The sequence below is a fragment of the Methylobacterium sp. B1 genome (assembly GCF_000333255.1).
Lineage (GTDB): Bacteria > Pseudomonadota > Alphaproteobacteria > Rhizobiales > Beijerinckiaceae > Methylobacterium > Methylobacterium fujisawaense.
The window spans coordinates 1-17,584 of sequence record NZ_BACT01000302.1 but is presented as its reverse complement, the minus strand read 5'-3'; the positions used below and the strand labels follow the sequence as shown (position 1 = coordinate 17,584).

General features: G+C 70.6%; 17 protein-coding genes and 1 pseudogene. 11 read left to right on the top strand and 7 right to left on the bottom strand.

Annotation, left to right across the window (positions count from 1 at the left end; genetic code table 11):
* The 3 genes from I53_RS08930 to I53_RS08920 form a co-directional block, all read right to left on the bottom strand.
* The coding region (locus I53_RS08930; protein WP_043349355.1) for a CpsD/CapB family tyrosine-protein kinase at positions 1-617 on the bottom strand (617 nt) is incomplete at its 3' end.
* Positions 614-2,146 (bottom strand): Wzz/FepE/Etk N-terminal domain-containing protein, encoded by a 1,533-nt coding sequence (locus I53_RS08925; RefSeq protein ID WP_043349353.1) that lies wholly within the window; start codon positions 2,144-2,146, stop codon positions 614-616. The genes I53_RS08930 and I53_RS08925, both read right to left, overlap by 4 nt.
* Positions 2,143-3,297, bottom strand: a complete 1,155-nt coding sequence (locus I53_RS08920) for a polysaccharide biosynthesis/export family protein (protein WP_043349351.1) — start codon at positions 3,295-3,297, stop codon at positions 2,143-2,145. Before I53_RS08920 ends, I53_RS08925 begins: the two co-directional genes overlap by 4 nt.
* 447 nt (positions 3,298-3,744) lie before the next feature.
* Between I53_RS08920 and I53_RS08915 the strand changes: the two genes are divergently transcribed.
* The 4 genes from I53_RS08915 (at position 3,745) to I53_RS08900 (ending at position 7,289) form a co-directional block, all read left to right on the top strand.
* Positions 3,745-4,848, top strand: coding sequence for a helix-turn-helix transcriptional regulator (locus tag I53_RS08915; protein ID WP_043349349.1), 1,104 nt, complete (start codon positions 3,745-3,747; stop codon positions 4,846-4,848).
* Between the two features lie 106 nt (positions 4,849-4,954).
* The gene (locus tag I53_RS08910) at positions 4,955-5,155 is read left to right on the top strand and encodes a glycine zipper 2TM domain containing protein (protein WP_043349362.1); all 201 of its coding nucleotides are present in this window, start codon (positions 4,955-4,957) and stop codon (positions 5,153-5,155) included.
* 410 nt (positions 5,156-5,565) lie between these two features.
* The gene (locus I53_RS08905; protein ID WP_043349361.1) at positions 5,566-5,775 is read left to right on the top strand and encodes a hypothetical protein; all 210 of its coding nucleotides are present in this window, start codon (positions 5,566-5,568) and stop codon (positions 5,773-5,775) included.
* A gap of 899 nt (positions 5,776-6,674) precedes the next feature.
* The gene (locus I53_RS08900) at positions 6,675-7,289 is read left to right on the top strand and encodes a DUF2147 domain-containing protein (protein WP_043349347.1); all 615 of its coding nucleotides are present in this window, start codon (positions 6,675-6,677) and stop codon (positions 7,287-7,289) included.
* A gap of 13 nt (positions 7,290-7,302) precedes the next feature.
* Here I53_RS08900 and I53_RS08895 read toward each other — a convergent pair whose 3' ends face one another.
* Complete coding sequence (locus tag I53_RS08895; protein ID WP_043349345.1) at positions 7,303-8,526, bottom strand: serine hydrolase domain-containing protein; 1,224 nt, start codon at positions 8,524-8,526, stop codon at positions 7,303-7,305.
* A 51-nt stretch (positions 8,527-8,577) separates the two neighbouring features.
* Positions 8,578-9,087 (bottom strand): DUF427 domain-containing protein, encoded by a 510-nt coding sequence (locus I53_RS08890; protein ID WP_043349342.1) that lies wholly within the window; start codon positions 9,085-9,087, stop codon positions 8,578-8,580.
* 114 nt (positions 9,088-9,201) lie between these two features.
* Here I53_RS08890 and otsB point away from each other — a divergent pair, with 114 nt between their 5' ends.
* The 3 genes from otsB to I53_RS08875 all read left to right on the top strand — a co-directional run bounded on the left by otsB (position 9,202) and on the right by I53_RS08875 (position 11,534).
* Complete coding sequence (otsB, locus tag I53_RS08885; RefSeq protein ID WP_043349341.1) at positions 9,202-9,945, top strand: trehalose-phosphatase; 744 nt, start codon at positions 9,202-9,204, stop codon at positions 9,943-9,945.
* A 64-nt stretch (positions 9,946-10,009) separates the two neighbouring features.
* Complete coding sequence (locus tag I53_RS08880; protein WP_043349338.1) at positions 10,010-10,414, top strand: DUF4260 domain-containing protein; 405 nt, start codon at positions 10,010-10,012, stop codon at positions 10,412-10,414.
* A gap of 118 nt (positions 10,415-10,532) precedes the next feature.
* On the top strand, positions 10,533-11,534 hold the full coding sequence (locus I53_RS08875) for a glucokinase (protein WP_043349337.1): 1,002 nt from the start codon (positions 10,533-10,535) through the stop codon (positions 11,532-11,534).
* A 123-nt stretch (positions 11,535-11,657) separates the two neighbouring features.
* Here the strand turns inward: I53_RS08875 and I53_RS08870 are convergent, their stop codons facing one another.
* Positions 11,658-13,130, bottom strand: a complete 1,473-nt coding sequence (locus I53_RS08870; RefSeq protein ID WP_043349334.1) for an MFS transporter — start codon at positions 13,128-13,130, stop codon at positions 11,658-11,660.
* A 159-nt stretch (positions 13,131-13,289) separates the two neighbouring features.
* Here I53_RS08870 and I53_RS08865 point away from each other — a divergent pair, with 159 nt between their 5' ends.
* Both I53_RS08865 and I53_RS08860 read left to right on the top strand, forming a co-directional pair.
* Positions 13,290-13,574 (top strand): hypothetical protein, encoded by a 285-nt coding sequence (locus I53_RS08865; protein ID WP_236961717.1) that lies wholly within the window; start codon positions 13,290-13,292, stop codon positions 13,572-13,574.
* 115 nt (positions 13,575-13,689) lie between these two features.
* Positions 13,690-14,631, top strand: coding sequence for a glyoxylate/hydroxypyruvate reductase A (locus tag I53_RS08860; protein ID WP_043349331.1), 942 nt, complete (start codon positions 13,690-13,692; stop codon positions 14,629-14,631).
* A 227-nt stretch (positions 14,632-14,858) separates the two neighbouring features.
* Here the strand turns inward: I53_RS08860 and I53_RS08855 are convergent, their stop codons facing one another.
* Positions 14,859-15,752 (bottom strand): LysR substrate-binding domain-containing protein, encoded by an 894-nt coding sequence (locus I53_RS08855; RefSeq protein ID WP_043349329.1) that lies wholly within the window; start codon positions 15,750-15,752, stop codon positions 14,859-14,861.
* A 111-nt stretch (positions 15,753-15,863) separates the two neighbouring features.
* Between I53_RS08855 and I53_RS08850 the strand changes: the two genes are divergently transcribed.
* The gene (locus I53_RS08850) at positions 15,864-16,616 is read left to right on the top strand and encodes an SDR family NAD(P)-dependent oxidoreductase (RefSeq protein WP_043349326.1); all 753 of its coding nucleotides are present in this window, start codon (positions 15,864-15,866) and stop codon (positions 16,614-16,616) included.
* 135 nt (positions 16,617-16,751) lie between these two features.
* Positions 16,752-17,584: pseudogene (locus I53_RS08845) on the top strand (cytochrome C oxidase Cbb3); the annotation flags it as partial.

The following is a 17,584-nucleotide window of genomic DNA, read 5'->3' as shown; positions in this document are numbered from 1 at the left end:
TTCGGGATCGGTCTGCGGGTGCGATTGAGAACCACGCCCAGCGGGGCACCCCCGGCGGCCCTCAGGTCGGCCAGGGCCTGCTGCGCCACGGCTCGGCGGGTGCGCTCGGCGCCGATCACCACGATGAAGCCGTCCACAAACGGTGAAAGCGCCGCGGCGTCGCCGATCTCGGTGATCGGCTCGCAATCCACGAGGGCGAGATCGAAGCGCTCGTCGACCAGCGCCAGGAAATCCTCGACGCGCCCGTCGTCCAAGGTCGCCTTCCGGATCGCCGCCGGGGTTCCCGCGGGTACGACGCTGAGGCCGTCGGCGACCGCGTGGACGCCGCGGCTCGGCGCTACCGCCCCGGCGACGATGTCGGCGAAGCCCGGCCGTCCGATCAGTCCGTAGGCCTCGGCGAGGGACGGGCGGGACCAGTTGGCTTCGATCAGCACGGCGCTGCGGCCGCGCCGGGCGTAGGCGCCGGCGAGTTCGCGGGCGAGCGTGCTCACGCCCTCGCCGGTCTGGACCGCGGTGATGCCGACCCGGCGCACGCGCGCCTCGTTCCGGGTGAGCTGGACGAGCGCCGGTTCGAGGATCGCCGGATCGATGCGGGGGGCGGCTGCGGCGGCGATCATCCGGCGGTTCCTGTCTGCAGCGGCACCGCGGCCAGCACGGGCACCCGCAGTGAGCGGGCGACCTCCGACGCGCTGCGGTAGGTCTGGGCCAGGATCTCCGCGAGGGCGACGTAGGCCAGCGCGGCGAGCAGACCGAGACCGGCCGCGAGGCCGAGGATCAGCGGCCGGTTCGGGCCGGAGGGCAGCCGCGGCGGCACGGCGCGCGCCACCAGGGCCGAGGACGTGACGGCCTGCGCGTCGAGGCCGGTGCCGGTCTTCAGCGCGTCGATCCGCTTCTGCGTCTCGGTGATCTCGTCGGTGAGCAGGCCCTTCTGCTGGGTCAGCCGGCCATAGGCCAGCGCCGCGTCGCTCTGGCCGATGGCGGCCTTGCGGCGCGTCTGCTCAATCGCCGTGATGCTCTGGATCTTCTCGGCCAGCACGGCGAGCTTCGCCGTGTCGGCGGCGAGGAGCGACTGATACTTCTGCCGCGCCAGGGCGGCGAGATCGCGGTCGAGGCTCACGTATTCGGGCGCGGTCGGCCGGAACCGGACCGCGAGTTCGGCACGCTTCGTCTTCAGGTCCGCCCAGCGCTGGTCGAAAGCGGTGACCGTCGGGTCGGCGTCGGAGGGCGTCGGCTGCCAGCGGTCGGGTCCGGCCTCGCGGGTGCGCTTGAGACGGGTCTCGACCACCTCGCGCTCGATCTGCGCCGCCGATTTCTGCTTGGCGAGGTCGGCCAGCGTGCCGAGGTCGTTCTGCTGCTCGATCTCGAAGCTCGCGGTGTTGTTGCCCTTGAGGTAGGTCGCGAGCTGCGCGTCGATGGCGGCGAGGTCGGCCCGGGCGCGTTCCAGCTTGCTCTGGTAGAACGAGGCCGGCGTCTCGTCGGCGTAGACCTCCACGTGCCGGCGCTTGTAGGCGTCGAGCAGCCGGTTGAGCGCCTGCGCGGCGAAGTGCGGATCCGTCCAGGTGAAGCCGGTCACGATCACGTCCGTCTCCTTGACGAACGCCACCTTGAAGGCCGCGAGATAGGCCTCGTAGAGCTTCTCGTCCGGCGTGAGGTGTCGCAGCAGGCCCACCGCCTCGAAGGGCACCCGTACCGTCTCGACGATCCAGGTCTTGACCGCCTTGGCGCTGCGCAGGACCTGGCGCCCCTGGTAGATGAACCAGTCGATCCAGTCCGCGGGGGGCGGGCCGGGATCGCCGGTGGGCGTCATCTGCTTCAGCGCCGCGAACTCGTCGCGCACGATGCTGGGGTCGCGCAGGATCTCGATCTCGTTGTTCACGTTCTGCGCACGCTCGGAGAACATGTAGTTCTGGTTCGCGCCGCCCTGGAGCGGGGCGCCCGCCTTCTCGCGCCCGAGACGGATGATCAGCTTGGCGTCCGCCGTGTATTCGGCCGGGGTCAGCAGGAGGTAGATCCCGGCGCCGACGATGGCCGCGACCAGGATCAGCAGGGCCGGCCGGATGTGCCGGAACAGCGCCGCGAGGGCGTCGCGGAGGTCGAAGGCCGGGCCTTCGCCCGCGTCGGCGGCGGTCAGGTCGGTCTGGCTCACGTGCCGGACCTCACGGTGGCGGTGTTGGAGGTGCTGGCGGACGGCCCGGTGATGTAGTTCACGCCGAAGCCGGTCCCGTTGAAGAGCAGGATCTGGCGCACCACGAGATCCACCGCGCGGGCGGTCTTCGCGAGCAGCGACGGCGGCACGTAGACGGTGGCGTTGGGCGGCACGACGATCGAGTCCGCGAGCCCCGGCTGGCTGATATCGACGATGCGGACGCTGCCGGCCGCCTCCGCGTCGAAGCGGATGATGCGCACGGCCTCGCCGGCTGCCGTCGGCAGGACGCCGCCGGCCGAGCCCAGGACCTGAGCCAGGGTCCGCGGCCCCTGAAGGCTGACCGGGCCCGGGGCGCGCACCTCGCCGAACACCATGGTGTTGGCCGGGACGAGGCTCGCGAGCCGCACGCTGGTCGTGACCGAGGCGAGCTGGTGCTTGTAGGCGGCGTTCAGGCTGCCGGCGACCTCGTGCACGGTCCGGCCCGCCGCCTGGACGGCTGGCACCATCGGCAGGTTGATCTTGCCGTCCGGCTCGATCGCCAGGACCTTCACGCGGCCCATATCGGCCCGCTGGGTGAGGTCGCGGAAATCGTCCGTCACGGTGCGGAACCGGCGCAGCATCACCGTGACGACGGGGTCGATCAGCACGTCGTCGTAGGTGCTTTTGATCAGCGCGGCCGCGGCTTCCGGTGACAGCCCCGCGACCTTGATGCCGTTCTTGCCGGGCAGCGAGATCCGGCCGTCCGGCCGGACGATCACGGTCCGGTTGTACTCCGGATGGGTGCGGAAATCGACGTCGAACTCGTCGTTCGGATTCAGCCGGTAGGTCGGCTGGACGACGCTGGAATCGATCAGGAACGAGACTTCGACATTGTCGCCGACATTGAGCCGGTAATTCGCCAGCCCGAGGCGCATGGTGCGTCCGACCTCCTCCTGCGCCGCGGCGACCAGCGCGGGCGGCAGGCCCTCCGAGATGGTGCCGGTTTGGGTCACGTCGGTTCCCGCGCGCGTCGCGCTCTGCGGACGGCTCGACATGCAGCCCGCGAGCAGCGGGGCGCAGCCGAGCAGCGCAACGGCGACCCCCAGGACGCCGGCCGGGCGACGGGCGTGCCGGGACGGCGCGCCGCGGAATCCAGACAGGGAAAACGCCATCGACCTCAGCCGCATCCTGCTCGACTGCGCTCGCTCGAAGACAACCCATGATCGAGCCGCGCACCGCGATACAATCGCAAAGCTTGGTTAACGAGGCTTGAACCCGGCTTTTCCCAATTCTATCAGAGGTTGTAAATCGCAAGCCGTGGCAAACTGCGGAGGCGGACTCCCGCCCGTGTGGGACGTCGGGCTCGCCTGCGGGCGCGACCTTCGAGATAGCGCGAAATGAAAAGGCCCGACGTTCGAGCCGCTGGACGAGGCGGTCCCGTCGAGATCCCGACACCTCAGACTTCGGTACTCTCGATCGAAAGCTGTATACATCCGGACGCTTGCTCGGATTTAACGACGTGATTTATAGTTCGCTGGTGAAAGCCGGTCCGAGCTGCGGGTCGAAACTCTGCGGCGCGGTGCCGGACGGCATTGTTCGTTGCGAGGAGGGCGTGCCGCATGGCGGGCGTGAGGCCGGATCTCTTCGCTCGCCTGCGCGACGACCTTGAGACAGGGTTCCGGGAAGATCTCGAGGAGGCGGTCGTCGATCCTGCGCGCTGGCCTGATCTGGCCGAGCGCACCGTGCGGGCGTCCGGCAGCGAGGGAGCCCTGCTCCTCCGGTCCGATCGAAGAAGCCTTGAATCGCTCTGCACCGCGTCGCTCGCCGACGCATCGCGCCGCTACTTCGACGAAGGCTGGCACCGCGACGACCACCGCCTGCGCGGAATCCCGTTCATGCGGACGCGCGGGATCGCGGTCGATCAGGACTTCACCACCCCTGAGGAAGTCGCACGCCTGCCCTTCTACCAGGATCTGCTCGCCTCCCGCGGCCTGCGCTGGTTCGCCGGCATCGGCTTCGCAGTGAAGGGTCGTCTCTGGTGCCTGTCCCTGCAGCGGACGGTGGAGCAGGGGCCGTACGAGGCACACGAGCAACGGCGCCTCGCCACCCTGTCGCCGCTTCTGCAGCGCGCGGCTCTGCTGACGTCGATGGTGGAGCAGGCCCGCCTGGCGGGGCTGACGCAGGCCTTCGAGCTGATCGACCGGCCCGCCCTGATCCTCGATTTCGAGGGGCGCGCGCTCCGCTGGAACGACGCCTTCGGCGCGCTCCTCGGTCGCGACCTGAAGCTCACGGGCGGTCGCCTCACTGCGGACAATCCGGAGGCAACCCGGCAGCTGGAAGCCCTGGCGCGGCCCTTCGGCCGCCCGCCCATCTCCTCCGTGGTGGTGCCGCGACAGGACGCGCCGCCCATCGTGATCCACGTCGTGCCGTTGGTCGGACCGACCCGCGGCCTGTTCGGGGGAGCGAGCACGCTCCTCCTCTGCAGCGTTCCCGGGACCATGACGGTGCCGACCTCCACCATTCTCCAGGCGGTCTATCGGCTGACTCCCGCGGAGGCACGTCTCGCCCTGGCCTTGTCGACTGGCACCTCGCTCGCGGAGAGCGCAGCGCGGTTTGCGATCACTGCGGCAACCGCCCGCTCGCAGCTGAAGGCGATTTTCGCCAAGACCGGCGCGACACGCCAGTCCGACCTCGTGCGACTGGTGGCGAGTCTCGCGCGCTGACCGCGCCCATCGCGGTGAACCGGAACAGGCGCGTCCCGGTCCCGGCCCCCAATGGAACGGGTCGGACCGCGCAGCCGTTTCCGGTCGACTGCAAGGAGACATGTCGATGACGAACCGGATCGCCTTCGCTTCTGCCCTGGCCATCGCGGCCCTGCTCACCGGCGCGCCGGCCGAGGCAAAGGGCTGCCTCAAGGGTGCCGTGGTCGGTGGCGTTGCCGGACATATGGCGGGCCACGGCAAGATGGGCGCTGCCGCTGGCTGCGCCATCGGTCACCACAACGCCAACAAGAAGGCCAAGCAGGGCTAGCCTGTCTGCACGCGATGCCGTCGTAGGCGACGGGATCGCGTAGCGACGACGCTAATTCGACAAGTGTCTATTGCCGAGGCCGGATTCTCCCTGAGAATCCGGCCTCTTCGCATTCTCGAACCTCACCCGGTCGCACCGAGTCGATGCCGGCTGCGCGGGCGTCCTCGGGGCCAGCCCAGATCCTGGCTGCAACCTCCGCGGGTACAGCCGGAATCTCGAAACACCGCCGCTCAGCCGTCGTCGCAGCGGCTGCCCCGTTCGCCTTCGGCCACCACCAGCTTGCGTGGCCCGACGCAAGCTCCGCGCAAGCCTGCCCGTTGACCGTTCTTTCGAGCTATTCTAATTAAGAACTGTCGGGGGAACGATCCCGAAACGGTTCCACCACCCCCAGTCAGCCGATGGAGAGACCGATGGCCGGTACCGCGAACGCCGCTTGCGAGAGCTGCCGCTTCTTCGACGATCACAAGCTCAACGGCGCCCAGGCAAAGGGTGACGAAGGCCTCTGCCGCTTCAATCCGCCGGTCAGCCAGCCCGCCCCGGAGTCGAAGGGCCTCTGGCCGGTCGTCGCCTCCAAAGACTGGTGCGGCCACTTCACTACCGAGATGTCCGCCGCCGAGTAATCCACCGGCTCTCCGAGCCTGCGGGATCAGTCGCCAAGCGACCATCCCGCCGCAGCGTCACGGTTGCCCGCCTGCGGTGGCCGTGCCCGCCCGAGATAGCTCCGTGCCATTGCCGGTGGTTGGCGACTTCGCTTAACGGGCCGCCGTGACAGACGTGATACGTTCGACCACCGGGGCCGATCGTTCTGCCATCGCGGCGATCTACGGTGACGCCGTCACTGCGAGCACGGCCAGCGTCGAGAGGGAGCCGCCGACGCTCTCGGAAATGAGGCGCGGCTACGAAGTCCTGCGCGGAGGCGGCTATCCCGTGTCGTGGCCGATTGAGCCGACACGGTTGCGGGCTATGCCGATGCCGGTCCTTAGCGCCAGCGCGCCGCCTGCCCCTCGACCCGCGAGGATTTGATCCACGGCGCTCGGTCGGGCCGCGGCGGGCGCCGCCCGCTTGCGACCCCGGTCGCGGGTAGCGAGCAGATCGACCGCCGAACTCTGGTCCCCATCATCGCCGACAGCGGCTCTCCCGCCTCGATTGCATTGCATGAAAGCCTCGGCTTCACGCCTGTCGCATCCTTGCGGGCGTGGCGGCCGCAAGCCCGGGCGCTGGCGCTCCGTGATGCTCATGCAGGGCGCACGTTGACCCGACCGAAGCCTGCCGCCGACGCGGATCTGACCGCGAGACCCCGTTTCCCAGGGCCGATTACGCCCCAACACTGCGGTTGGGTTGTCATGATGCGGACAACTTCGCGCGGGACAGGGCGGGCATGATGCGCACGTCGTCCGGTTCTCGGCTCGGCGCGGGCGCGATGGCGCGGAGAGAGCGGTCTTTCCGCGCGCGAAAGCGGTTTACGCGAGGGCGGGCGGTCAAGGCTCCATCACGACTCGCGAGGGATGGGAGTTCAGGTATGCGGTTTACATCGATCGGTCGCCGGGTTGCGCCGCTCGCAATCCTGGCGCTCTCGGCATTGGCGAGCACGGCCCAGGCCAAGACGCCCACTGATCCCAGCGGCACCTACCTCACCGAGGACGGCCGGGCGCGCGTGCGTCTCGAGAAGTGCGGGACCGCGGGCGACCGGCTCTGTGGCTACGTGGTTTGGCTGAAGGTTCCGCTCAACGACAAGGGCGAGCCGCGGATCGACTTCAAGAACCCCGATCCCAAGAAGCAGGCGCGGCCGTCGCTCGGTCACCAGCTGATCCTGGGCCTGAAGCCGAACGCGGACGCCCATTTCGAGGGCAAGATCTACAATTCCGAGGACGGCAAATCCTACGACGTCACCATCTGGACCGACACGCCCGGCGAGCTGACGGTGCGCGGCTGCCTGATCGCGTTCCTGTGCAAGTCGCAGACCTGGACCAAGGTCACCGATCTCGCGCCCGGTCAGCTCCCGGGCCCGACCAATGGTCCGAACGGTCCGCGCACCGATCCGGAGTACGCCAGCGCCGCCCCCAAGCCGACCGCCAAGGCCGGTGCCAAACCGGCCCAGAAGCCCGCCGCCACCGAGGCGCCCCCCGCGGAGTGAGGGGCACCGGCCTTCAATCGGCCAGGGCCGCGTAGGTCAGGACGCGCAGTTCGCGCCGGATCGGCAGAGCCGAAGACGGCACGAGCTGCGTCATGAGCACCACCGACAGATCCTCGGCGGGATCGATCCAGAACGCCGTCGAGGCGAGGCCGCCCCAGGCGACCTCGCCGGGCGTGCCGAGGATCTGGGCGCGGGCCGGATCGAGCATCACCGAGAAGCCCAGACCGAAGCCGATGCCGGTGTATGAAGTCTCGGCGAAGCGCGGCGTGCCCATCGCGGCCAGATCGCCCGGCAGGTGGTTCGACAGCATCAACTCCACGGTCTTGCGGCCCAAGAGGCGGGTGCCGTCGAGGGTGCCGCGGTTGAGGATCATCCGGCAGAAGCGCTGGTAATCGGCGGCCGTGGAGACGAGGCCGCCGCCGCCCGACGCGATGGCGGGCGGCTTCGCGAAGGCCGTCTCTACGGAATCGTCGAACAGGCGCAGCTGCCTTGCGCGGTCATACGCGTAGGTGGCGCAGAAGCGCGGCATCAGCTCCGGCCGGACGAAGAAGTCGGTATCGATCATGCCCAGCGGCCCGATCACCGCCTCACGGAGATAGTCGGCGAACGGACGACCGCTCAGGGCGGCCACGAACTGGCCGAGCACGTCGGTGGCGACGCTGTAGTTCCAGGCGCTGCCCGGCTGGGCGAGGAGCGGCAGCTTCGCCACCCGGGCTGTCATCTCGGCGAGCGTGCCCTCGCGCGCCAGGTAGTCGACGCCGTGCTCGCGATACTGCGCATCGACGAGGGTCGCCTCCATGAAGCCGTAGGTCAGCCCGGCCGTGTGAGTCAGCAGGTCCCGCACGGTGATCGCCCGGCGGGCCGGCTCGGTCTCAAGCTTCGCCCGGTTGCCGCCCACGGCGACCCGCATCTCGGCGAATTCGGGCAGGACCCGGGAGATCGGATCGTCGAGCTGGAACAGGCCCTGCTCGTAGAGCTGCATCACCGCCACCGAGGTGAGCGGCTTGGTCATCGAGTAGATCCGCGTCACCGTATCGAGGGTGAAGGGCGTCGCCCGGGCGAGGTCGGCCTGACCGCAGGCGCGCGCGAAGGCGACACGGCCGCGCCGCGCCACGGTGACCGACAGGCCGGCGAGCCGGCCCTCGTCGACGAGGCGGTCCATCCATGGCGCGATCCGGGCGAGACCTTCCGGGCTGAACCCGGCGCCGGTCGGATCGGTCTCGGTCAGCGCGCTCATGCGGTCTCCTCGTCGTGGCGGTCCGGAAGGTAGAAGGGGAGGGCTGGAAAATCACCAGCCCATCGTTCCGGGACCGCCCTTGAACGGTCCGACGATGCCGGGCGTGATCCACCCGCCGTAGAAGGTTCCGGGCTGCGGCGTCGCCTGGGCCGCGCCGACGAAGCAGGCATCCATCGGGCCGGCGTAGAACGCGACATAGCCGGCGATCGCGCGGAAATCCGGGGTCGGGTCCGGGTAGGCCCAGGCGGCCCCGGGGACGAGACGGTCGCCGCCCCGCACGTCGAACAGTACCGCCTGGCCCTTCCACTCGCAGATCCCGCCGCGCCGCGGATTCACGAGCGTTCCCTCCGCGATGTCGGCGGGCGGCAGGTAGTAGGTCGGCGGGTGCGAGGTCTCGAGCACCCGGAAGCCGGAGACGGTCTCGGCGATCGTATCGCCGCCCAGCACCACGCGCAGTCGCTCCCGGACGGGCTCCAGCCGCGGCGGCCGCGGATAGTCCCAGACGCTCTCCTCGCCGGGCCTCACCGGATCCGGAACGGGCCGGAAGGGCGATCCTCTCATGGGAAACCTCGTGACGTGCCTGTGGGGATACAGATAGGGCGGCGCGACCGGCGTTTGTCGTCGGCCTCGCCCGTGCTAGCCCGTCGCCGACACTCGAGCCCGGGATCGCCCGCGATGGACATCGCCCTCTTCCTCGACTTCGACGGCACGCTCACCGAGATCGCGCCGCGGCCGGACGCCGTGCAGGTCGAGCCGGGGCTGGTGGAGGATCTGGAGCGGCTCCGGGCGCGCCTCGACGGGGCGCTGGCGATCGTGACCGGCCGGCCGGTGACGGTGATCGACGGCTTTCTGACGCCGTCCCGCCTGGACGCGGCCGGCCTTCACGGCGTCGAGCGCCGGGTCGGCGGTGCGATCACGGGGGGCCAGATGGAGGATCACCCGGATCTGCGCCGGCAGGTCGCGCGTCTCCAGGCCGAGACCGCGGCGCTGGCGCGGGTCCTGATCGAAGACAAGGGCGCGTCGGTGGCGGTGCATTGGCGCCTCGCGGATCCCGACGATGCCGCTCGGGCCGAAACGCTCGTGAAGGACGCGGCGGACGCGCTCGGCCTCGCGTACCGCCTGCAACTCGGCAAGGCGGTCGGCGAGATCGTCCCGGCGCAGGCGACGAAGGCGCACGCGATCCGCGCCTTCATGGCGGAGGCGCCCTATGCCGGCCGGACACCCGTCTTCTTCGGGGACGACCGCACCGACGAGATTGCCTTCGCGTCGATCAACGAGGATGGCGGCATCGCGGTACGCGTGGGCGAGGGCGAGACCGTCGCCCGCCGCCGCCTGCCCGACCCCGCCGCCGTCCGCGCGCTGCTGCGCGACTGGGCCGCCGGGGGGGCGATCGATCCCGACGCGCTTCCGCGGGCTTGAGCCGTCTCGCCAGACGGCCCGCGGCCCGGGCCGTCGTCCTGCGCGCCGATCATGGGGAGCCGCGATGTCGAACCGTTCCGTCGACGGCTGGTCGCGGATGCTGCTGCGGCTCGAGGGCGCCTGCATCCTGGCCGGCGCCGTGTCGGCCTATGGCTGGCTCGGGCAATCGTGGTGGATCTTCGCCGCGCTGCTGTTCGTCCCCGACGTGAGCATGCTGGGCTACGCGGCCGGCCCGGTGGCCGGTGCCGTGCTCTACAACCTTGCTCACTTCCTGGCCCTGCCGCTGGTCGGCCTGTGTCTGGCGGCTGGCCTCGGCCATCCTGATCTCGTGGGATTAGCCCTGATCTGGCTCGCCCATATCGGCCTCGATCGTGCGCTGGGCTATGGTCTCAAATACGCGAGCGGATTTGGCGATACGCATCTTGGCGTCATCGGCCGGCCGCGTGACACCACGACCGCGCCGCATTGAGAGGCGGCCGGTGCCGAATGGGACTTGCCCGCGCCGGGGCGCGGGGCCGATGTAGCGCCGAAGCCGCGTCGGGTGCGGATCCCGTCGGCGGCGGGACAGGTAGCAGGGGCTTGTTGCGATGTTCGAGTTTCCGGTTCTGGTCGGCGACATCGGCGGCACGAACGCGCGGTTCGGCCTGATCGAGACGGCCGGCCAACAGCCCCGCCTGCTTTCCCACGAGGCCACCGCCGACCATCCCGATCCGTCGAGCGCCATCAGGGCGTCGCTGGCGAAGGGGGGCGGGCCTTCGCCGCGCTCGGCCATCCTGGCGATCGCCGGCCGGGTCGACGGGCCGGAGATCCAGCTGACGAACGCGCATTGGAAGATCGCCGGCCAGCGCATCGCGGCGGATTTCGATCTCTCCGCCGCGGTGGTGGTCAACGACTATGTGCCGGTGGCGGCCGGCGCCGCCGATATCGAGCCCCACGACCTCACGCCTGTGGGGCCCTGTCCGCCCGTGCCCGGCGGCGCGCGGGTTGTGCTGGGCCCCGGAACGGGCTTCGGCGCGGCGGCGCTGGTGCCCTACGCGGCGCATCTCGCCATCGTGTCCACCGAGGCCGGCCACACCGATCTCGGCCCGGTCGACGCGTTCGAGGAGAAGGTCTGGCGCGTCTTGGAGCGGGTCGAGGACCGCATCACCGTGGAGACGGTGCTGTCGGGTCCGGGGCTGTCACGGCTGCACGCGGCGGTCGCCCATGTCCGGACCGGGCAGCCGCACGGGAAGATCGAGCCGGCCGCCGTCACCGAAGCGGGGCTCAACGCCACCGATCCGCATGCCGCCGAGACGCTCGAGCTTTTCGGCCGGGTGCTCGGCCGAGTCTGCGGGGATCTCGCGCTGACCTTCCTGGCGACCAGCGGCGTCTATATCGGCGGCGGCATCGCGCCCCGGATCCTCAAGGTGCTCGCGGAAAGCGGCTTCCGCGCCGCCTTCGAGAAGAAGGCACCCTTCGCCGCCATGATGCGCCAGATCCCGACCAGCGTGATCACCGTCCACGATCCGGCCTTCCGGGGTCTGGCGGCGCTGGCGAACGAGGGCGCCAAGTTCGTCTACCACGGGCAGGTCTGGCGCAAGCAGGCGTGACGGACGGGCGCCGTCGCCGCCAACGGGGCGAGGCGACCGGCGACGGCGCCCCGTCAATGGACGGGGCGCCGCCCGGACGGCAGCGCCCCGGTCGCGGCGGCGACGGCCCGTGAGGGCCGGCGCTCAGGCCGCCGCCAGCGGCTTCGAGACCTCCTCCAGGGACTTGCCCTCCGCGGCCGTGCCCCAGATCCCGCCGACGATTGCCGCGATGAGCATCAGCACCGCGCCGAGGCCGTAGCCGAACAGGACCCAGTCCCGCGAGCCGGTCTCCACCAGGCTGCCGAACAGGAGCGGGCCCGACACGCCGCCGATGCCGGTGCCGACCGCGTAGAAGGCCGCGATGGCGAGCGCCCGGATCTCCAGCGGGAAGGTCTCGGAGACCGTGAGATAGGCCGAACTCGCCGCCGCCGAGGCGAAGAAGAACACCACCATCCAGGCCCCGGTCTGGCCGACCGGCCCGAGCACGTCGAGGCGGAACAGCAGGCCGACGCCGGCCAGCAGCAGGGCCGAGATGCCGTAGGTGAAGGCGATCATCTTGCGCCGTCCGATCGTGTCGAACAGCCGCCCGAGCAGCAGCGGGCCCAGGAAGGAGCCGAGCGCGAAGGGCAGCAGGTACCAGCCGACATGGTTGCCGGGCACCTGATAGAAGCGTTCCAGCACCAGCGCGTAGGTGAAGAACAGGGCGTTGTAGAAGAAGGCCTGGGCGATCATCAGCGCGAGGCCGACCATGGTCTCCTTGCGGCTCGTCACGAACAAAGCCTTGAACACCTCCGAGAGGGGTGTGTGGTCGCGGGTGCGGACCTTCATGCGCTTGCTCTCGTCCACCGGCGGCAGGGTCACGCCCTCGTCGGTGAAGCGCTTCTCGATGCCGGTGACCACCCGGTCGGCTTCCGCCGCGTAGCCGTGGGTCGCGAGCCAGCGGGGGCTCTCGGGGATCCAGGTGCGCAGGAGCAGGATCACGAGGCCGATGGCGCCGCCGGTGAAGAAGGCGACGCGCCAGCCCCAGGCCGGGTCGATCACCTCGGGCTTCAGGAGCACGATCGACATGAACGAGCCCAGCGCCGCGCCGATCCAGAACGAGCCGTTGATGACGAGGTTGGTCCAGCCGCGGACCCGGGCCGGGACAAGCTCCTGGATGGTCGAGTTGATCGCCGTGTACTCGCCGCCGATCCCGGCCCCCGTGAGGAAGCGGAAGAAGCAGAAGCTCCAGATGTTCCACGACAGGCCGGTGGCCGCCGTGGCGACGAGGTAGAGGGCCAGCGTGATGAAGAACAGCTTCTTGCGGCCGATCCGGTCCGTGAGCCAGCCGAAGCCGATGGCACCGGTCACGGCGCCCACGAGGTAGCAGGAGGCAGCCAGCCCGACGTCGAACTCGGAGAAGGACATCGGCGGCTGGCGCAGGGCGCCCACCAGGGAGCCGGCGAGGGTGACCTCGAGCCCGTCCAGCACCCAGGTGATGCCCAGGGCCACGATGACGAGCACGTGGAAGCGGCCCCAGGGCAGCCGGTCCAGACGCGCCGAGATGTCCGTGTCGATCACGCGGCCGATCTCCGCGCGCTCCGGCGTCCCGGATCCCCCCTCGACCTTGCTCGCCATGTCCGCGTGTCCTCCCGTCTCAAGCGTTTACTGTGCCTGGACAGTGCGCATTTACCGCGACTGTAGGCAGGTGTTGGGAACGGGTTGGAAATCGATTCGGTTCGATTTCGTCTTCACATGCGCGGCGCAGAACAGGGAGGTCCACGCGGTGCCCTTCCCATGTCCTCCCGTCCTGCCCTTTCCCGCCGCCCCCGGGCTCGGCTCGTCCTGCTGACCGTCCTGACCCTCGCGGGGCTCGCCACCGTCCCCACCGAGGGGGCGGACCGGCATCTCGAACGGCCCAAGCCGCGCGTCGCCCTGCAGGCGGCCGAGCGCTGGCGGCTGCGGCCGACGGAGCCCGTGGTGACGGTGACCGGCAGCGTCCGCAGGCGGCCCGAGACCGCGATCCCCGAGGATCGCCGGAACGTCCGCCTCGTCTACCCGGCGCTGGTCGAGGCGCGCTGACCGCACCTGCTGTCGATCCTTCGCCCACTCCATCTCGACGATCCGGATCCCGTCAGGCACAGCGCCTGCTTCGTCCGCATGTGGACGGGTTCGTCGGGACGGTGCGGAGGCGCGGATGGCGGAGGCAATCGCCCTGGTCGGGTGCAAGGGGCCGGGCCAGGAGGCGGAGTATCTGCGGATCCTGTCGGCGGCCATGCCGGAGGAGCGGCTGATCCCGTTCCGGACGATGGATGATGCGGCTCGGGCGGCGGCGCGGGTCGCCGTCGTGGCCAATCCCGATCCGGCCGAGGTGGCGGCGCTCCCGGGACTCGTCTGGGTGCAGAGCCTCTGGGCCGGAGTCGAGAAGCTGGTCGGCGCCTTCGACCGGCCGCTGCCGATCGTCCGCCTGGTCGACCGGGAAATGGCCCGCACCATGGCCGAGGCCGTGCTGGCCTGGACCTATTATCTCCAGCGCGACATGCCGGCTTATGCCCGCCAGCAGCGGGATCGGGTCTGGCGCCCGCATGCCTACCGCAAGCCGTCCGACACCACGGTGGGACTGCTCGGCCTCGGGGCGCTCGGCACCGCGGCGGCGGAGCGGCTCACCGGCGCGGGCTTCCGTGTCGTCGGATGGAGCCGCAGCCCGAAGGCCGTGCCGGGCCTCGAGACGTTTCACGGCACCGACAGCCTCCCGGCGATGCTCGGCCGGTGCGACATCCTCGTCTGCCTCGTGCCGCTGACGCCCGAGACGCGGGGCCTGGTGGATGCCCGACGCCTCGCGGCCCTGACGCCGGGCGCCGCGCTGATCAATTTCGCCCGCGGGCCGATCGTCGTCACCGAGGATCTGATCGCCGCCCTGGATTCCGGCCACCTCGCGCATGCGGTGCTCGACGTCTTCGGGGTCGAACCCCTGCCGGCGGACTCCCCGCTGTGGTCACATCCCGGGGTGACGGTGCTGCCGCACATCTCGGGGCCCACCGACATGGACTCGGCCGCGGCCACGGTGGCGGAGAAACTGCGGGCCTATCGCCGGACCGGTCAGGTGCCGGACGGGGTCGACGCGACACGGGGTTATTAGGCCGCGCGTCGCGCCCGCTTCGCCCCGTCGTCCCGGGACCGCGCAGCGGTGCCCGGGATCCTGACACGCCGAGGCGCCAGGATCTGCTCCGGCGGCGGTCCGGATCGCCCGCCTCCGGCGTGCCTCTCCCGGTCCGAGCCCGCCTGCGGCGCCCGGAATGACGGCGCAGGTGGACGGGCGCGCCGCGTGACCTTTGCCCTTCGGATGCGCGGGGACGACGCGTGGCCTCACAGCGTCGGGAATGTCGCCGCGAGGTGGTCGATCAGCACCCGCACGGCCGGCGGCAGCCCGCGCCGGGTCGTGAAGACGAGGTGCACGATCCCAGGCTGCCCCTGCCACTCCGGATAGACGGCAACAAGCCGGCCCGCCGCGATGGCGTCGGTGCAGGCATGGTCGGGCAGGAACGCGACCCCGAGGCCGGCGGCCGCCGCGTCGCAGAGCGCGGCGAAGTCGCCGCAGGTCAGGCGCGGCTCGTGACGCAGGGTGAAAATTCGGCCATCCGCCCGCTCCAGCCGCCAGTCCGCCTCGCCCGGATCGTCGCGGGTCCCGAGGGTCGGGGCTGCGCCGAGGCTGGCGATATCGGGGCCTAGGCCGCGCGCGACTTCCGGTGCGGCCACCAGGATCCAGCGCGAGAGCCCGAGCGAGCGCATGGTCAGCGACGCGTCGCTGGTCAGATCCCGCCGGACCCGCAGGGCCACATCGATCCGCTCCTCGATCAGGTCGACGGGCCGGTCGGTCGCCACCAGCTGCAGCCTGACCTTCGGATGCCGGGAGAGGAACACGCGCAAGATCGCGCCGACGATATCGATGAGGCCCGTCGGGCAGCTCATGCGGATCCGCCCGTGCGGCTCGGTCTGCGCCTCCGCGACCAGCGCCTCGGCCCGTTCGGCCTCCAGCATCATCGCCCTGCAGCGCTCGTAGAAGCCCTGGCCGACCTCGGTCACGCGGAAGCGTCGGCTCGACCGCTCGATCAGGCGGACGCCCAGGCGCGTCTCCAGGGCCGCGACCCGGCGGCTGAGCTTCGATTTGGGCTGGTGCAGCGCCCGGCCCGCCGCGGCGAAGCCGCCATGCGCCACCACCTCGGCGAAGTAGACGTAGTCGTTCAGGTCGGCGCGGCTCATCGTTCCTCCAGGGGAACGCTGAGTGCCATATCTGGCGACTACCGGCATCATCGTTCCGTCGGCATCTCTCCAACCAGCGGCGCACACGAAGCCGAACGATGGAGAACGACGATGGCCGGCAGGTTTCAGGACAAGGTTGTGGTTGTAACGGGCGGGACCAGCGGCATCGGGCTCGCCGCCGCCCAGGCCTTCGTGGACGAGGGGGCCGCGGTGTTCATCACCGGCCGCCGCCAGGAGGCCCTCGACGCAGCGGTGAAGCAGATCGGCGGCCGGATCACCGGCGTACGCGGCGACATGGCGAACCTCGCCGACATCGACCGCCTCTATGATGCCGTCCAGCAGAAGCACGCGCAGATCGACGTGGTCTTCGCCAATGCCGGCGGCGGCACCTTCGCGCCGCTGGGGGCGATCACCGAGGAGCACTACCAGAGCATCTTCGACACCAACGTGAAGGGCGTGCTCTTCACCGTCCAGAAGGCGCTGCCGCTGCTGCGGGACGGGGCGGCGATCGTGCTCACCGGATCGACAACGGGCAGCGCGGGCACGCCGGCCTTCAGCGTCTACTCGGCCACCAAGGCGGCGGTGCGCAACTTCGCCCGGAACTGGATCCTCGACCTGAAGGACCGGCGCATCCGGGTGAATACGATCAGCCCCGGCGTCACCGAGACTGCGGGCCTCGACGCGCTGTTCGGCGGCGGCGATCAGGCGGCGGCCACCAAGGATTACCTCGCCGGCCAGATCCCGGCCGGGCGCGTCGGCCGGCCCGAGGAGATCGCCCAGGCGGTGCTGTTCCTCGCCTCCGACGCGGCGAGCTTCGTCAACGGTGTCGAGCTGTTCGCCGATGGCGGGCAGGTCCAGATCTGAGGATCCGGCGCCGGCCGGGACGCGACACCCCGTCCCGGCCGTCGGGATGAACCCTGGCTTTATCCGGGGGTTGATGGCCCGGCCGTCCGGATCCGCATCTCCGCGGGCGGGGGCCTGGAAGGACGCTCGGATTTCATGGGTTGGCCGCGCCGCATCTTGATCACCGCCGGACTCGTGACCGTCGCGGCGGGTGTCACGCTGAGCGTGGGCCGCTTCAGCTACGCGCCGATGCCCGACCGGGCGGACCTGCTCAACCCGGACCGCTACCCGATCCAGACCGCCTTCGACGTACTCGGACGGCGCATCTCGCGCGCGGAGGCGGACCGACTCAACGGGACCGAGGCCGGACGGAAGGACCTCGCGCCGGGGAACGGCGCGGTCGCCATCGATCCTGCCATGGTCGAGCGCGGGCGGCAGGCCTTCTACCAGGAGACGTTCGGCAACGAGGTCTTCCTCACCGACGTCATGGGCATGCTCGACGGCGGGCTCACACCAACCGCGGTCGCCCTGGCGGTGGCGAAGCTCGGCGGTCAGGGAACCACGAACCTCCAGGTCGCCATGGCCAAGGACGTGCGCATCGGCGACCGCGTCTACCGGGCCGGCGAGCTGGTCCCGACCGGGCTCGACGTGCCGAGGGGCGGGGCCTTCATCATCGGGATCAAGACCTTCTCCGACCGCGGCCACCTGCGCATGGGCATCACCTGCGCCCTGTGCCACGCGGCGGTCGATCCCGGCACCGGCAAGGTCGTGGAGGGCGCGCCCAATACCGACCTCAATGCCGGGCTGCTGATGGCGCTCGCGAAGAACTCGTCGGCCTACTTCATGCACGCCAGCGTGCCGGAGGCCGATGCCCGGCCTTCCGCCGACCCGCAGAATACCGGCGCGACCGGGACGGGGCCGGCGCTGCCGGACGCCGCTTCCGTCGAGGCGGCCACGAAGGTGCAGGTGGCGAGCTGGCCGCCGGGCAG

What these genes read in the sequence shown, in the direction of transcription:
- I53_RS08920 (WP_043349351.1), bottom strand. Translation starts at nt 3,297, where the DNA reads ATGGCGTTTTCCCTGTCTGGATTCCGCGGCGCGCCGTCCCGGCACGCC.
- I53_RS08915 (WP_043349349.1), top strand. Translation starts at nt 3,745, where the DNA reads ATGGCGGGCGTGAGGCCGGATCTCTTCGCTCGCCTGCGCGACGACCTT.
- I53_RS08910 (WP_043349362.1), top strand. Translation starts at nt 4,955, where the DNA reads ATGACGAACCGGATCGCCTTCGCTTCTGCCCTGGCCATCGCGGCCCTG.
- I53_RS08905 (WP_043349361.1), top strand. Translation starts at nt 5,566, where the DNA reads ATGGCCGGTACCGCGAACGCCGCTTGCGAGAGCTGCCGCTTCTTCGAC.
- I53_RS08900 (WP_043349347.1), top strand. Translation starts at nt 6,675, where the DNA reads ATGCGGTTTACATCGATCGGTCGCCGGGTTGCGCCGCTCGCAATCCTG.
- I53_RS08895 (WP_043349345.1), bottom strand. Translation starts at nt 8,526, where the DNA reads ATGAGCGCGCTGACCGAGACCGATCCGACCGGCGCCGGGTTCAGCCCG.
- I53_RS08890 (WP_043349342.1), bottom strand. Translation starts at nt 9,087, where the DNA reads ATGAGAGGATCGCCCTTCCGGCCCGTTCCGGATCCGGTGAGGCCCGGC.
- otsB (WP_043349341.1), top strand. Translation starts at nt 9,202, where the DNA reads ATGGACATCGCCCTCTTCCTCGACTTCGACGGCACGCTCACCGAGATC.
- I53_RS08880 (WP_043349338.1), top strand. Translation starts at nt 10,010, where the DNA reads ATGTCGAACCGTTCCGTCGACGGCTGGTCGCGGATGCTGCTGCGGCTC.
- I53_RS08875 (WP_043349337.1), top strand. Translation starts at nt 10,533, where the DNA reads ATGTTCGAGTTTCCGGTTCTGGTCGGCGACATCGGCGGCACGAACGCG.
- I53_RS08870 (WP_043349334.1), bottom strand. Translation starts at nt 13,130, where the DNA reads ATGGCGAGCAAGGTCGAGGGGGGATCCGGGACGCCGGAGCGCGCGGAG.
- I53_RS08865 (WP_236961717.1), top strand. Translation starts at nt 13,290, where the DNA reads ATGTCCTCCCGTCCTGCCCTTTCCCGCCGCCCCCGGGCTCGGCTCGTC.
- I53_RS08860 (WP_043349331.1), top strand. Translation starts at nt 13,690, where the DNA reads ATGGCGGAGGCAATCGCCCTGGTCGGGTGCAAGGGGCCGGGCCAGGAG.
- I53_RS08855 (WP_043349329.1), bottom strand. Translation starts at nt 15,752, where the DNA reads ATGAGCCGCGCCGACCTGAACGACTACGTCTACTTCGCCGAGGTGGTG.
- I53_RS08850 (WP_043349326.1), top strand. Translation starts at nt 15,864, where the DNA reads ATGGCCGGCAGGTTTCAGGACAAGGTTGTGGTTGTAACGGGCGGGACC.